The following is a 14,318-nucleotide window of genomic DNA, read 5'->3' as shown; positions in this document are numbered from 1 at the left end:
GCCCCTTGTCTTTGCGGCAGCGGCGGCGCGGCGGTCACGGGACCGATAACGTACGAGGGAAGCCCCGCCGAAGGGAGTCGCTCGTGGTTGAGATCCTGTCCGCCGACGCCGTGGCGTTCGTCGAAGAGCTGAATCGGCGCTTCCGGCCTCGCCGCGACGAGCTGCTCGCCCGCCGGGCCGAGCGCCGCGCGCACATCGCCGCCGGAGGCAGCCTCGACTTCCTGCCCGAGACGGCCGAGATCCGCGCCGGGGACTGGACTGTGCCGCCCGCCCCGCCCGCGCTCACCGACCGGCGGGTGGAGATCACGGGCCCGACCGAGCGCAAGATGACGATCAACGCGCTCAACTCCGGCGCCAAGGTCTGGCTGGCCGACCTGGAGGACGCGAACACGCCCCACTGGGCCAACGTCGTCGAGGGCCAGCAGAACCTCTACGACGCGATCCGCCGCACGATCACCCTCGAGACCGGGAAGAAGACGTACGAGCTCGGTGCCGGCCCGTACCCGACGATCGTCATGCGTCCCCGGGGCTGGCACCTGAACGAGCGGCACCTGACGGTCGACGGCGGGCCGGCCGTGGGGGCGCTGGTCGACTTCGGGCTCTACTTCTTCCACAACGCCGCCGAGCTGATCGAGCGCGGCAGTGGCCCGTACCTCTATCTGCCCAAGATGGAGTCCCACCACGAGGCCGCGCTGTGGAACGACGTCTTCACCCACGCCCAGGACGCGCTCGGCATCCCGCAGGGCAGCATCCGCGCGACGGTGCTGATCGAGACGATCCCGGCCGCCTTCGAGATGGACGAGATCCTCTGGGCCCTGCGCCCGCACATCGCCGGCCTCAACGCCGGCCGCTGGGACTACCTGTTCAGCATCATCAAGTACTTCCGCGACAACCCGGCGATGGTCCTGCCCGACCGTGCGGCGGTGACGATGACGGCGCCGTTCATGCGGGCCTACACCGAGCTGCTGGTCCAGACCTGTCACAAGCGCGGCGCCTTCGCCATGGGCGGCATGGCGGCCTTCATCCCCAGCCGCCGCGACCCGCAGGTCAACGAGGTTGCGCTGGCCAAGGTCCGGGAGGACAAGGAGCGCGAGGCCGGCGACGGCTTCGACGGCTCCTGGGTCGCCCACCCCGACCTCGTGCCGATCTGCCGCGAGATCTTCGACCGTACGCTCGGCGACCGCCCCAACCAGCTGGACCGCCGCCGCGACGACGTCGAGGTCACGGCCGCCCAGCTGCTCGACGTCGGCGCCACCGGCGGGGCCGTCACCGAGGCGGGCCTGCGCTCGAACGTCTCCGTCGCCCTGCAGTACCTCGAAGCATGGCTGCGTGGCAACGGCGCTGTGGCGATCTTCAACCTCATGGAGGACGCCGCCACCGCCGAGATCTCGCGCTCGCAGGTGTGGCAGTGGATCCACAACGGCGTGACGCTCGACGACGGCACCCCGATCACGGCCGAGCTGGTCCAGCGGCTCGAGGACGAGGAGCTCGCCAAGATCGACCAGCCGCCGGGCAACCGCTTCGACAAGGCCCGCAAGCTCTTCGAGCGGGTCGCGCTGGCCGACGACTTCGCGGACTTCCTCACGACCGCCGCCTACGACGCGATCGACTGACCCGTGCGGCTCCGCGACGACGACTACGCCGGGCTCGACCAGCGGCTCGCCGCCCACGACGCCTTCCTGCGCGAGCGCTATCCGGGGGAGCAGCCCGTCCGGCAGCCGGTGCACACCGTCTACATCCCCGCGGACCGGATCGCCGGCTTCCGCGAGTGGGGCACGCTCGCTCTCGGCGTCCTGGATCAGCACCCGCCGGTGCCCTTCCCGGCGGCTCTCGAAGAGCGCGTGCGGGCCAAGCTCACCGCCGAGCCGATCGAGGACCTGCGGGTCGACTTCGAGGACGGCTACGGCGTCCGCGACGACGACCAGGAGGACGCGGCCGTCAAGCAGGCGGCCGCGGTGCTGCTCGACGGCCCCCGGCCGCCCTTCCTCGGCCTGCGGATCAAGTCGCTCGAGGCGCCGACGCGCCACCGGGCTCTGCGCACCCTCGACCTGTGGCTGACGCACTATCCGGACCCGTTCGTGGTCACCCTGCCCAAGGTCAGCGGGGTGGACCAGGTCACCGCGATGGTCGCCCTCTGCGAGCGCCTCGAGGACGCGTACGGCCTCGACGCCCGGACCCTCCGCTTCGAGATCCAGGTCGAGCTGCCGGCGGCGGTGCTCGGCGCCGACGGCGGGGCGACCGTGGCCCGGCTCATCACCGCGGCCGCCGGACGCTGCACGGGCCTGCACTACGGGACGTACGACTACAGCGCCGCCGCCGGGGTCGCGGCGGCACATCAGGCGATGGACCATCCGGTGGCCGACTACGCGAAGGCGGTGATGCAGGCGGCCGCCGCCGGCACGGGCGTCCGGCTCTCCGACGGCTCCACCAACATCCTGCCCGTCGGCACGGACGTCGCGGTGCACGAGGCGTGGGCGCTGCATCACCGCCTGGTGCGCCGCTCGCTGGAACGCGGCTACTACCAGGGCTGGGACCTGCATCCGGCGCAGCTTCCGACGCGGTTCGCGGCGACCTACGCGTTCTTCGCCGACGGCATGGACGCCGCGGTCCTGCGCCTGCGCCGCTATCTCGACCGGCAGTCCGGCGGCATCCTGGACGAGCCCGCCACGGCGCGTGCGCTGGCGAACTATCTGCTGCGTGGGCTCGACTGCGGCGCCCTCTCGGCGGAGACCGTGGGCTTCGCGCGTGACGACCTGCTGGCCTTGATTTAGCGCCGGTGCGCTTCGCGCGACGTGACCGCCCGGCAACGCTGGGGCACTAATGTCAGATCCATGGTCGATCTCGTCGTGCGGTCCCGCCGCGCTGTCACCCCCGACGGCGTACGCGCGGCTGCCGTGTCGGTCCGGTCCGGAAAGATCGTCGCTGTCGACGAGTACGCCGCCGAGGTGCCCGCCGTCGAGGACGTGGACCTGGGAGAGCTCGCGCTGCTGCCCGGTCTCGTCGACACGCACGTGCACGTCAACGAGCCCGGGCGTACGGAGTGGGAGGGCTTCGCCAGCGCCACCCGGGCCGCCGCTGCGGGCGGTGTCACCGCCATCGTGGACATGCCGCTCAACAGCCTGCCGCCCACGGTCTCGGTGGAGGCCCTGGAGATCAAGCGCAAGGCGGCAGCCGGCCAGATTCACGTCGACGTCGGGTTCTGGGGCGGTGCGATCCCCGGCAACGTCGCCGACCTGCCCGCCCTGCACGGCGCCGGCGTCTACGGCTTCAAGGCCTTCCTGGCCGACTCCGGCGTCCCCGAATTCCCGCCGCTGAACGCCACTCAGCTCGCCGAGGCGCTGGCCGCGGTGGAAGCCCAGTTCGTCGTCCACGCCGAGGATCCCGAACACCTGCACGAGACGGCCTCCTCCGCCGCCTATTCCGACTTCCTCGCCTCCCGCCCGCCGGAGGCCGAGCACGCCGCCGTGGCCACCGCGATCGCCGCCGCCCGCGAGGCCGGGGCACGCGTGCACATCCTGCACCTCTCGGCCGCCTCCGCGCTGCCGCTGATCGCCGCCGCGCGCGCCGAGGGCGTACGGGTCACCGCCGAGACGTGCCCGCACTACCTCACCCTGGACGCCGCCGAGATCCCCGAGGGCGCGACCGAGTTCAAGTGCTGCCCGCCGATCCGGGACAGCGCCAACCGCGACCGGCTCTGGGCGGCCCTCGCCGACGGCCTCATCACCTGCGTCGTGAGCGACCACTCGCCGTGCACCCCCGATCTGAAGCGGCAGGACACCGGCGACTTCGCCGAGGCGTGGGGCGGCATCGCGTCGGTGCAGCTCGGACTGCCGGTCGTGTGGACGGCCGCCCGGGAACGCGGGCACAGCCTGGCCGACGTCGTGACGTGGATGGCCCGGCGCCCGGCCGACCTGGCCGGTCTTACCGCCAAGGGACGGCTCGAGGTGGGGGCCGACGCGGATCTCGTCGCCTTCGACCCCGATGCGACCTTCCGGGTCGATCCGGCGGAGCTGCACCACCGCAACCCCGTCACGCCGTACGCGGGAAAGACTTTGACCGGTCATGTCCGCACCACCTGGCTGCGCGGGCAGATCGTGACCGGAGCCGAGCCGCGGGGCCGGTTCCTCACCCGGGAGGGCTCCTGATGGAAGACTTCACGCTCCTGCCCGACCTCGCGTCGCGCGTCTTCGGCGGCGGGGTCGTGCACGCCGACGACGAGTTCTTCGCCGCCGCGGACCACTTGGTCGACCCGGCCGCGCCGGTCTTCGCGCCGCGGACCTTCGGCCAGAAGGGTCAGGTCTACGACGGCTGGGAGACCCGGCGCCGGCGCGAGCCCGGCCACGACACGGCGATCGTCCGCCTCGGCGCGCCCGGCGTGGTGCACGGCGTCGACATCGACACTGCCTTCTTCACCGGCAACTATCCGCCCTTCGCCTCGGTCGAGGGCTGCGCGGTCGAGGGCTATCCCGACGCCGCCCAGCTGATCGCGGCGGACTGGGAGCCGCTGGTGCCGCGGTCGCCGCTGGCCGGGGACAGTCAGAACCTCTTCGCCGTCGACTCCCGCCGGCGCTTCACCCACGTGCGGCTGGCCATCTATCCCGACGGCGGCGTCGCCCGGCTGCGGGTGCACGGCGAGCCGGTGCCCGACCCGATGCTCCTGCCCAGCGTCTTCGACGTCGCCGCGGCCGAGTTCGGCGCGCGGATCGCCAGCTGCAGCAACATGTTCTACGGTCACCCGCAGAACCTGATCAATCCCGGTCTGGCCCGGTCGATGGGCGACGGGTGGGAGACCTCCCGCCGCCGGGACGACGGGAACGACTGGGTCCTCGTGCAGCTCGCCACCCCGGCCGTGATCGAACTGGCCGAACTGGACACCAGCCACTTCAAGGGCAACGCCCCCGGCAGCGCGACCCTGCGCGGCATCGACGCCCGGATCGGCCTGCTCGACGACCCCGCCGACTGGTTCGAGCTGCTGCCACAGGTGCGCCTGAGCCCGGACACGCGGCATCGCTTCCCGATCCCTGTCGTGCCCACCGCGACACATGTGCGCCTCGACATCTTCCCGGACGGGGGCATGGCCCGGCTGCGCCTGCACGGCCGGGCGGACGGGCCGGCGCTGCAGGTCCGTTACGAGGCCACCACTTGAGACTCGGCTCATGACTGCTCCTCCCGTGCGTCGGTCGTGATCGCTTCCTGCATGCGACGTTAGACCGGTTCCGGGAGGGGGCCGGAAGTTATCCACAGACGCTCCGGACGGGCGGAAAAGTTATCCACAGGCCCGATTTATGCACCGGCCAAGAATCCGTTCGAGGGCTAGCTTCGCTGGCATGAACCGCAACGTGACTCTCGTGCTCGTCGACCAGGCGGGCAGTGTTCTGGGAGCCCTGCCCTCGTTCGAGGTCGGGCTCCCCTGGTGGCAGGAAGCGTCGGACGTGGTCGAGGCGGCCCGTCTCAAACACGGCGTGACGGTGACCGTGCTGCGTCTGCTCGCCGCGGACCGGCCGGCGCCTCCCGGCGGCGAGGTCGTCTACCTCGCCCAGGCGCACGGAGACATCGGTGTCAGCCTGGAGCCCTTCGAGTCGGTGACCGCCGTCGGGCCGGCCGACCTGGCGCCGGAGCCGTTGCGTGCGCCGTGGGCCGTGCCCGGCGGCCCGGACGCGTCGGTGGCATGGGCACTGGAGGCGCTCGGGCCGGGCGACACGGTGGCGGTGCAGCAGCGTACGTGGAATCTGTCGTCCCTGTGGCGCATCGACATGGCGGGGCGCCCGGTGGCGTGGCTCAAGCAGGTGCCGTGGTTCTTCGCGCACGAGCCCGCGGTGTTGCGACTGCTCGATGGTGTGGCGCACGGGCTGGTTCCCGAGGTGCTGGCGGTGGGCGAGGCCGGTCGGTCGGTGCTGGCCCACGTGCCAGGGGAGGACAGGTACGACAGCGGAGCCGAGTTGTGCGCGACCGTGGCTCGGGAGTTTCATCCGGTGCAGGTGGAGTTCGCCGGGCGTACGGGGGATCTGCTCGCCGCCGGGGTGCCCGACCGCCGGCGCGAGGGCGACCGCTTCGCGCGGGTGGCGGAGCCGTGGCTCGACTCCATCGACGGGCTGACCGATCTCGTGGACGAGCTGCCCGCCCGGCTGGCCGCGATCGAGGCGTGCGGTGTGCCGGACACGCTGGTGCACGGCGACCTGCACGGGGGCAACGTCCGGGCGACCGCGACGAGCCGGGTGATCGTGGACTGGGGCGACTCGGTGGTCGGGCATCCGGCCTTCGACATCCTGCGGCTCACCGACGGGCTGCCGGAGCAGCCGCGGTTGCTCGCCGAGTGGGCGGCCCGCTGGCGGGAGTCGGTGCCGGGATGCGACCCCGGGACGGCGCTGGCGCTGTACCGGCCGGTGGCGGCCCTGCGCTCGGCGACGATCTACCAGGACTTCCTCGACCACATCGAGCCGTCGGAACGGCCGTATCACGAGAGTGACGTGCCCGACCGGCTGCGCGCGGCCGTGGCGGCGGTGCGGACATGACGATCGTCGTCGGCGTCACGCCACCCGAAGGTGTCCCGTTCATGCCGGAGTTGCTGCCCGGACGAGGTGGATCGGGCGGGTGAGGCGCGGACGGCGGGGCGGCGCCCTACGGTGGAGGCGTGGCTGACCTGGGGCAGCGGTTCGTGGCGGAGATCGAGCGGGACGGGGGACCGTTGCCGCCGGAGCTGGCCGCGGCCTTCGCCTCGGTGCCGCGGGAGGTGTTCGTGGCGGAGGGCTTCCAGCGGCGGGACGGCACATGGGCCTCGCCGGGCAGCGCCGGGTTCCTCGACGCGGTGTACCAGAACGACGTCCTGGTCACCAAGGTCGCCGGCGGCGTGCCCGTGAGTTCGTCGAGCCAGCCGTCGCTGATGGCCATCATGCTCGAGGCGCTGGACGTGCGGCCCGGGCAGCGAGTGCTGGAGATCGGAGCCGGAACCGGATACAACGCCGCGCTGATGCGGGCGCTCGGAGCGGAGGTGACCAGTGTGGACGTTCAGGAGGATGTGGCGGCCCGGGCGCGCTCCGTGCTGGTCCGGGCGGGCATCGACGGGGTGAGAGTGCTGACCGGGGACGGATACGAGGGATCGCCGGGGGAGACGTTCGACCGGGTGATCGTGACCGTTGCCGTGTCGGGGCTGTCGCCGCGGTGGTTCGAGCAGGTGGGTGAGGGGCCGGTGGTGGCGCCGGTCGAGCACGCCGGGTCGCATCCGGTTCTGCTCGCCCGGCGGGCTGCCACGGGAGAGGTCGTCGCTCAGGTGGTGTGCGCCTCTGGGTTCATGAGCGCGGCGGGGCCATTGCTGGCCCGGCATCCGCGGAGCCATCCCGCACCGGTCGACCGGACTGACACGAGTCTGCTGGAGCAGGCGGCGCCGGCGCGGTGGGCCGAGGCTGTCGGGCCGATGCGTTATCGGGACCTGCAATATGCCGCCGGGGTGTGGCATGAGCGGGCGACACAGGCTCCGCTGAGTGGACAGTCGCAGAATCCGCTGGTGCTGCTGGACGAGGCGGGTACCGGTGGAGCGGCGATCCTGCCCGACGGGTCGGTGCTGGCCACGGGTGAGGACGCGGCACGGTACGCGCGAGAGGCGGGAGAGCTGTTGGACCGATGGGAAGCGGCGGGACAGCCGTCGATGGCGGCGTGGCAGATCCGGATGGCCCTGACGGACGATCCGGCGACGCCGATCTGGTACCCGGCGGAGTGGCAGCTCCGCCCCGGCACGCAGGTGAATCAGGCTCTCAGGTAGGTCAGGACAGCCAGGACGCGGCGGTTGGTCTCTTCGGCGGGTGGGAGGTGGAGTTCGGTCAGGATGGTGCCGACGTGCTTGGCGACCGCGGCCTCGGTGACGTAGAGGCGGCCGGCGATGGCCGAGTTGGAGTGGCCTTCGGCGACCAGGGCGAGGACCTCGTGCTCGCGCGGGGAGAGGGCGGCCAGCGGGTCGGGCGGGCGTTGCAGGAGGCGGCGGACGACTTCGGGATCGATGACGGTGGCGCCGGCGGCCACCCGGTGGAGGGAGTCGGCGAAGTCCTGGACATCGGCGACCCGGTCCTTGAGGAGATAGCGCAGGACCCCGTCCTCGGCCAGCACCACCGTGGTCATGCGGCGCTCGGCAGTTCCACGCGGACCAGAGTGGGGCCGCCGGGCGGACTCGACAGCAGCAGCCTGCCCCCGGCGGCGGCCACCCGATCGGCGAGACCGGTGAGCCCCGTGCCTCCGGCCGGATCGGCGCCGCCGTGACCGTCGTCGCGTACCTCAAGGACCAGCACGTCGCCGGCGCGCGTGAGCAAGAGGTCGGCGCGGGTGGCACCGGCGTGCTTGACCACGTTGGCGAGGGCTTCCGACGCGGCGAAGTAGGCCGTGCCCTCGAGCTGCTCGCTGGGTCGCGGGACGCCGTCCGTCACAGTCACCGCGACCGGGATCGGAGAGCGACCGGCCAGCTCGCGCAGTGCGGCGGGCAGGCCGAGATCGGTGAGCTGCTGCGGGCGGATGCCGTGGATGAGGTCACGCATCACGACCATGAGCTCCTTCGCCTGCTCGTGGGCGCGGCCCAGCGGCTCGGCGGCGGGGGAGTCGGCGGGGACGTCGAGCTTGGCCATGCCCAGGTGCAACGTCAGGCTGGTCAGCCGGTGCTGGGCGCCGTCGTGCAGGTCGCGCTCGATGCGGCGGCGTTCCAGATCGAAGGCGTCGGCGAGGCGGGCCCGGGAGCGGGCGACCTCGCGCAGCTGCACCCCGGTGCGGTCGCCGAGCAGCGCCCGCGTCACGGCCGCCTGGCCCGCCGCCATCAGGCCGAGCGCATAGACCAGCAGCGGGGCGAGGACCATGCCCAGCAGCGCGAACGGAACCGCTTCGGCCACGCTGTCCACTGTGAACACGCCGAAGGTCCAGCCGGCGGAGCCGCCGCTCGCATAGAACGGGCTGAGCACGAACGCCACGTCCAGCACCGCGAGGAAGGCGAAGATGGCATAGGCGGCCGGCACGACCAGCCCGAGGAACAACGCGTACGTGACCTCGCGCCACGTGGCGGTCTCGGTGTAACGGGTGCGCAGCCAGGCGATCGGGTCCTGTGGCACGGGCTGGTGCGGCGACGGCAGCGGACGCGGGTCGACCAGGGCGAGCCGGGCACGCTCGACGGCGGCCAGCGGCACGGCGAGCAGCGGACCGCAGGCGACCCAGCCGACCAGGGCGACAACCATGAGGACCAGGAGGGTACGCGTCGGAGCGCGCCCCTCGCTGAGCCAGCCGAGCGTGGCGGCGTAGGGCAGGGCGAGCGTCCAGGTCACGAAGGCGACAGGGCCGGCGATCGGAAGGGTGGTCGCGAGGTAGAGCAGGGCACGCCACGGCTGGGCCGTGACCAGGTACCGGCGGTTGAGAAGTGCGGGAAAAGTGGACACACCGTCACGCTAGGTCCGCGCGATGGGTGCCCGACAGCCCGCGAGATGTACTTCCCGGGTAGACCTGGCACTACCCGCCGCGCCGGTGACTGGCCGTCGCGCACGGTCGGTGGGTCACCAGACGCCGTTGCGGCGATCGCGGTAGGAGCGGCCGTCGGGGTCGTACATCAGGCGGTAGGCGGGGAGGGCCCAGAGGCGCTGGTGCCACGGGAGTTTGCCGGTCTCATGGGGCATCAGGCGACCCGGCGGGCGGTCGCCTTGCCGGCCACCCTTGTGCCAGTCGCGCAGGGCGTCGGCGGTGGCGTTGGCCTTTCGTACGGCGGATTCGGGGTCGACGAGATGAGTGTCGTCGGACTGGTCGAGGTGCTCGCGCAGCAGGGCCAGGCGCAGGTCGCGGGCGTAGACGCGGGCGCCGTCGCCCAGGCCGGCGGGATCGGCGGGCTCGCGCTCGTCCCGGGTCGGGTCCAGCACGGCGCAGGACAACTCGCTGTCGTGCGTCCACGACCGGCGGTTGAAGTTGTCGCTGCCCACGCTGGCCCAGACGTCGTCGATGACGCAGACCTTCGCGTGGACATACACGGGGGTGCCCTCGTGATTCTCGACGTCGAAGACGTGGACGCGGTCCGGGGCGGCCCGCCGGCAGAGCGAGATCGCCTCCTCGCGGCCGATCTGGTTCGGCGGGAGGGCGAAGCGGCCGTCGACGTCGGGGTGGCGGGGGACGACCGCGATGAGGTGCAGCTCCGGGTTGGTGTTGAGCGCCTCGGCGAAGAGCTGGGCGACCTCGGTCGACCACAGGTACTGGTCTTCGAGGTAGATCAGCCGGCGCGCCCGTTTGATGGCTTTCGTGTAGCCCCGGGCGATCGTCTGCTCGCCGTTGCGCGCGAAGGAGTAGGGCGGGCGCATCGACGGATAGGTCCGCAGCACCTGGATCGCGTGCGGTCCGCACTCGGGCGGGTCGGGCAGCCTGTCCGGCAGCCGGTCGGCGCGCATGTCGGCGTGTTTGAGCTTGTCCGTGACCGTGGAGATCGGGCCGTGCTGGTCGAGCGGTGTCGGGTCGTTCCACCGCTCGCGGAAGGTGAGATCCAGGACACCGACGACGGGACCGCGCAGCGCCAGCTGGACGTCGTGCCAGGGCGGGTTGTCGCCGTACGCCTTGTTCATGGCCAGGCCCTGCGGGTCGCCGTGGTGGTGTTCGTCGTCACGGCGGCTGTGGCACAGGTCGATGCCACCGGCGAAGGCGATGTCACGCTCGGGGGCGCCGGGGTGCCGGAGCACGACCAGCTTCTGGTGGTGCGAGCCACCTCGGCGTACACGCTGGTCGAGCAGGACCTCACCGCCCGCGTCCGCGATCTCCTCGCTGAGGTTGCGGTTCTCTTCCTCGCTGTAGGCGAGCTTGTCGACGTGCGAGCGCCACAGCAGCCCCTTGACGATCACGCCCCGGCGCGCGGCGTCGGCGAAGAGCCGCGTGATGGTGGGACCTTCGTCACGCATCCGCTCGTCGGGGTCGCCGCGCCAGTCGGTGAAGAAGAGGTGATCTCCTTCACCCAGCGCTTCCACTTCCGTCACCAACCGGTCGAAATACGTTTTTCCGTGAATCAGCGGCTCGGCCGTGTTTCCCCCGGACCAGGTGGGTATCTCCGAGTCAGGGTTGTCCCGCTCGTCGGCGGTCAGGAACCAGTCCTCGTGTTCCTGTTTTTCCGGTGGCACGGTCAATCCTCCGAGGTCGACGACGCCCTCACCGTAGGCCGCACCCCAGGCCGCCGCATCCCGAGCCGACCGCCACGCGTCGAAGGACACAGCCATGACGACCGAGCCCCTGACCACGACCGTGACCTCCACCACCGCCGCGGACGTGTCCGAGCGCGTCCTCATGATCGGCATGTTGCTGCTGGTCCTGCTCGGCGTGGGCGCCATGTTCCTCATCACAGCCTGACGATCGGCCCCTCGGGCGGTGGCCGGTCCGCCGCCCGGGCGATCTTTGATCAACTCAACGGACGGGCCGTCCCGCCGGCCGGTCGGGGGCAAAATTCACCAATCCCCCGGGTACGCCCGAAGCGCCGGTCCGTGCCGAGTTTGTGACTGATCCCGGGCAGCCAACGGGGTCTCCGCTCGGCCATACTCCTCGGTATGACGGGGGAGCAGAGCTTCAACAGCGCCACGATCGAGGTTCCGCACGCCGCGGCAGTCGCCGGCACCACCGCCGCGATCTGGTCACCGGTCACGGGGCAGATCGCGGTGCCCGTGCCGCCGGGCACGGTGGACGGTGCCGTCCTCCGCATCGACACTCCGCACGGTCCGATGGACGTCACAGTGCGTGTGACGCCGGACGCGAGCTTCGCGCCGCCGCCCGCTTTCCCGACGTCCGGCTACCCGGCTCCAGGTGCCCCGGGCTACCCCGCTTACGGAGCCCCGGGCTACCCGCCCGCCGAGACCTCCGGCTACCCGGCTGCTCGTGCCCCGGGCTACCCACCGGCCGGCTATCCGACATCGGGCGCCGCCGGTTATCCGCCGCCCGGCCCAACAGGTTTCCCGCCGCCGGGTGGTGCGGGCTACCCGCCGCCGGGTGCGGCCGGCTACCCCCAGCCCGGTGGCCCCGGCCTGCCGCCGCCGCCCGGGCCGTTCGGGCAGCCGTCCCCCTTCGCCGGCCCGACCCCACCGGCCAAGAAGTCGAAGACCGGCCTGATCGTCGGCGTCGCGGTGGCGTCCCTGCTCGTCGTCGGCTGCTGCGGCGTTGCCCGGAGCGTCATCGGCGGTGACGACGACACCGCGGCCACGGCGAGTGACACCCGGGTCACGTCCACCGCCGAGGCCACGCCGAGCACCGCGGCGGCGTTGTCGCCCGAGCAGTACGCCCAGCTGCTGACCAGCTCCGACCAGGCGCTCAAGTCGACCTTCGGGAAGCTGAGCACCGGCGACCCGGGCGCCTTCGCCAAGGCCGCCCCCGCCGCCGCGAGCAGCATCCGCGCCGAGGCCGGCAAGCTGCGCGCCGTCGCGCCGCCCACCGGCACCGAGAGCGTCCACGCCCAGGTCGCCTCCGAGCTGGAGAGCCTCGGCGACATGATCGAGGACACGGCGGGCGCCAAGCAGTCGTGCCCGGCGGCCTCCCCGTACGCGACGGTGCTCACCTCCGGCTGGGCGGACAGCCTGCGCGAGGACGTCAAGAAGCTGTCCCAGGCCGACGTCGCGTACAAGTTCGGGACCTTCCTCCCGGCCGCCCCCAAGGAACAGAACCGTCGCCTCAAGACCGGCACCTATGTCAAGGCGCGCGCCACGACCAGTGGCCTCGGTCACCTGAAGATCGTCAACGGCGCCGAGGACACGACGATCTCGCTCGTGAAGAACAACAAGGCCGCCTTCACCGTGTACGTCCGGGGCGGCGGCACCTACACCGTCAAGGGCATCAAGGACGGGACGTACCGCGTCTACACGGCGTCGGGCGAGGACTGGAACGCGGGCAAGAAGGGCTTCACCCGCGGCTGTAACTTCAGCAAGTTCGACGACACGTTCAAGTTCACGACCACGTCGACGAGCTCCTCGATCTGGACCATCACCCTCACCCCGGTGGTCGGCGGCAACGCCTCCACGAGCGACGTCGACCCGAAGGGCTTCCCGCAGTAAACCGGCAACGTCCCGTCGGCGCCGGCGGGCGGGAAGCCGGAAGGCCGGTCGAGCTCAGCCGGCGGAGATGGATGCCTGGTGGAGCGGGCGACGTCGACCCGAAGGCTTGCTACGGTAGCGAGCCGGTGAGGAGCGGGACCCTCAGCCGCGGCGGTGCAGCACGAGCATCGCCGCGAGCAGGGGGAGGGTCACGAGGTACGCCAGCCGGAGGTCGGCCACGTCGGCCAGGCGCGCGAGTGCGGCCGGGGCCGCCACGATGGCCGTACCGGAAGCGAAGGCGCCGATGGACGCGGCGTGCGCGGCGGACAAACCTGGAGTGCCGACCAGCCGGGCCAGCGTCACGGGGTAGAGCGTCGCGACGCCCAGCCCCGCCCCGGCCAGCCCCACCGTCACGAGTACGGGCGAGCCGGCCGCCACCATCAGAACAGCACTCGCGGCGGTCACCGCAGCACCGGCCGGAACGACAGGAAGCCGGGACAGCAGCCACGGGCCCGCCAGCCGGCCGCACGCCATGCCGAGCGGAAACGCCGTACTGAGCAGGGCCGCCGCCCCCGTCCCGGCCCCGGCGCCGGTCAACCGCGCCACGCCCCAGATGGTGAAGCAGAACTCCACCGACACGGCCAGCACCACGACTCCCCATCGGCGGACGACCGGCCCCCGCCGCATGCCTTGACCATCCACTGTGGCCACCGCCGGAGCCGGCAAGGGGGACGGCCGGCGGCAGACATCAAAGATGAGTACGGCCAGGGGCGGCACGATGACCAGCAACGCGAGCCGCCCGGTGCCGACGCCGGTCGTGTCCCAGGCTCCGATCGCCAGCGGGGCCACAACCGCCGCCGCACTCGACAGGCCGATCACCGTCGTCAGCCGCCCGGCGGCAGCGGGCCCGGCGAGCATGGCCGGCGTCACCAGTACGAAGGCCGCGCCGCCGATGCCGAGCAGCAGCGCGCCGGCCGCGGCCACGGGCACCGCGGCGGCGGTCGCCAGCAGGATGGCGCCGACCGCGATGAGGAGTGCCCCGGCGACGAGCGAGAGACGGGAGCCGCGCCGCAGCAAGTACGGCCCGGCGGGCGCCACCACGAGCAGCCCGGCGCCGAAGGTGGTCGGCAGCCAGGCGAGCTGCTCCGGCCGTACCTGAAGATCCTGCGCCAGCAGCACCAGGCAGGCGCCGAGCCCGGTGATCGCGTACCCGATGGAACTCTGCGCGATCGCCGCCTGCCGCACCACCGCCCCGCCGCCCGAAGCAGCAAAGCCCGAAGCGCCAACGCCGCCACGCAATGTGCCACCGCCGGGTGGGGC

General features: G+C 72.2%; 11 protein-coding genes and 1 pseudogene. 8 read left to right on the top strand and 4 right to left on the bottom strand.

Going from position 1 to position 14,318, the window contains the following annotated elements; translation table 11 throughout:
- The first annotated feature begins 83 nt into the window (after positions 1 to 83).
- The 6 genes from aceB to RAN62_RS23260 all read left to right on the top strand — a co-directional run bounded on the left by aceB (position 84) and on the right by RAN62_RS23260 (position 7,756).
- Positions 84 to 1,613: a malate synthase A gene (gene aceB, locus RAN62_RS23285; protein ID WP_305786844.1), complete on the top strand. Its 1,530-nt coding sequence runs from the start codon at positions 84 to 86 to the stop codon at positions 1,611 to 1,613.
- A gap of 3 nt (positions 1,614 to 1,616) precedes the next feature.
- The gene (locus RAN62_RS23280) at positions 1,617 to 2,771 is read left to right on the top strand and encodes a DUF6986 family protein (protein ID WP_305786843.1); all 1,155 of its coding nucleotides are present in this window, start codon (positions 1,617 to 1,619) and stop codon (positions 2,769 to 2,771) included.
- Between the two features lie 60 nt (positions 2,772 to 2,831).
- Positions 2,832 to 4,145 (top strand): allantoinase AllB, encoded by a 1,314-nt coding sequence (gene allB, locus RAN62_RS23275; protein ID WP_305786842.1) that lies wholly within the window; start codon positions 2,832 to 2,834, stop codon positions 4,143 to 4,145.
- The gene (gene alc, locus RAN62_RS23270) at positions 4,145 to 5,146 is read left to right on the top strand and encodes an allantoicase (protein ID WP_305786841.1); all 1,002 of its coding nucleotides are present in this window, start codon (positions 4,145 to 4,147) and stop codon (positions 5,144 to 5,146) included. The genes allB and alc overlap by 1 nt, the downstream gene beginning before the upstream one ends.
- Positions 5,147 to 5,327: 181 nt before the next feature.
- Complete coding sequence (locus RAN62_RS23265) at positions 5,328 to 6,512, top strand: phosphotransferase family protein (RefSeq protein WP_305786840.1); 1,185 nt, start codon at positions 5,328 to 5,330, stop codon at positions 6,510 to 6,512.
- A 119-nt stretch (positions 6,513 to 6,631) separates the two neighbouring features.
- Positions 6,632 to 7,756: a protein-L-isoaspartate O-methyltransferase family protein gene (locus tag RAN62_RS23260; RefSeq protein ID WP_305786839.1), complete on the top strand. Its 1,125-nt coding sequence runs from the start codon at positions 6,632 to 6,634 to the stop codon at positions 7,754 to 7,756.
- Here the strand turns inward: RAN62_RS23260 and RAN62_RS23255 are convergent.
- The 3 genes and pseudogenes from RAN62_RS23255 to RAN62_RS23245 all read right to left on the bottom strand — a co-directional run.
- Positions 7,741 to 8,070, bottom strand: a pseudogene (locus RAN62_RS23255) (helix-turn-helix domain-containing protein); the annotation flags it as partial. The gene RAN62_RS23260 and the pseudogene RAN62_RS23255 overlap by 16 nt on opposite strands.
- Before the next feature lie 35 nt (positions 8,071 to 8,105).
- Positions 8,106 to 9,401, bottom strand: coding sequence for a sensor histidine kinase (locus RAN62_RS23250; RefSeq protein ID WP_305786838.1), 1,296 nt, complete (start codon positions 9,399 to 9,401; stop codon positions 8,106 to 8,108).
- Between the two features lie 114 nt (positions 9,402 to 9,515).
- Positions 9,516 to 11,204 (bottom strand): phospholipase D family protein, encoded by a 1,689-nt coding sequence (locus tag RAN62_RS23245; protein ID WP_305786837.1) that lies wholly within the window; start codon positions 11,202 to 11,204, stop codon positions 9,516 to 9,518.
- Here RAN62_RS23245 and RAN62_RS23240 point away from each other — a divergent pair.
- The gene (locus RAN62_RS23240) at positions 11,203 to 11,334 is read left to right on the top strand and encodes a hypothetical protein (protein WP_305786836.1); all 132 of its coding nucleotides are present in this window, start codon (positions 11,203 to 11,205) and stop codon (positions 11,332 to 11,334) included. The genes RAN62_RS23245 and RAN62_RS23240 overlap by 2 nt on opposite strands.
- A 194-nt stretch (positions 11,335 to 11,528) precedes the next feature.
- A complete protein-coding gene (locus tag RAN62_RS23235; protein WP_305786835.1) occupies positions 11,529 to 13,019 on the top strand; it encodes a flagellar basal body-associated FliL family protein in 1,491 nt (496 codons plus the stop codon).
- A 141-nt stretch (positions 13,020 to 13,160) separates the two neighbouring features.
- Here the strand turns inward: RAN62_RS23235 and RAN62_RS23230 are convergent, their stop codons facing one another.
- Positions 13,161 to 14,297 (bottom strand): MFS transporter, encoded by a 1,137-nt coding sequence (locus RAN62_RS23230; RefSeq protein ID WP_305786834.1) that lies wholly within the window; start codon positions 14,295 to 14,297, stop codon positions 13,161 to 13,163.
- Positions 14,298 to 14,318 lie beyond the last annotated feature (21 nt).

Source organism: Symbioplanes lichenis (assembly GCF_030709675.1).
In the GTDB taxonomy this organism is placed as follows: Bacteria; Actinomycetota; Actinomycetes; order Mycobacteriales; family Micromonosporaceae; genus Actinoplanes; species Actinoplanes lichenis.
The sequence above is the reverse complement of the archived record's forward strand: the minus strand, read 5'-3'. Positions and strand labels throughout refer to the sequence as shown.

Bases quoted from the DNA above. Each gene is read 5' to 3' on its own strand.
- RAN62_RS23265 (WP_305786840.1), top strand. From the start codon at position 5,328: ATGAACCGCAACGTGACTCTCGTGCTCGTCGACCAGGCGGGCAGTGTT.
- RAN62_RS23245 (WP_305786837.1), bottom strand. From the start codon at position 11,204: ATGGCTGTGTCCTTCGACGCGTGGCGGTCGGCTCGGGATGCGGCGGCC.
- RAN62_RS23235 (WP_305786835.1), top strand. From the start codon at position 11,529: ATGACGGGGGAGCAGAGCTTCAACAGCGCCACGATCGAGGTTCCGCAC.
- alc (WP_305786841.1), top strand. From the start codon at position 4,145: ATGGAAGACTTCACGCTCCTGCCCGACCTCGCGTCGCGCGTCTTCGGC.
- RAN62_RS23240 (WP_305786836.1), top strand. From the start codon at position 11,203: ATGACGACCGAGCCCCTGACCACGACCGTGACCTCCACCACCGCCGCG.
- allB (WP_305786842.1), top strand. From the start codon at position 2,832: ATGGTCGATCTCGTCGTGCGGTCCCGCCGCGCTGTCACCCCCGACGGC.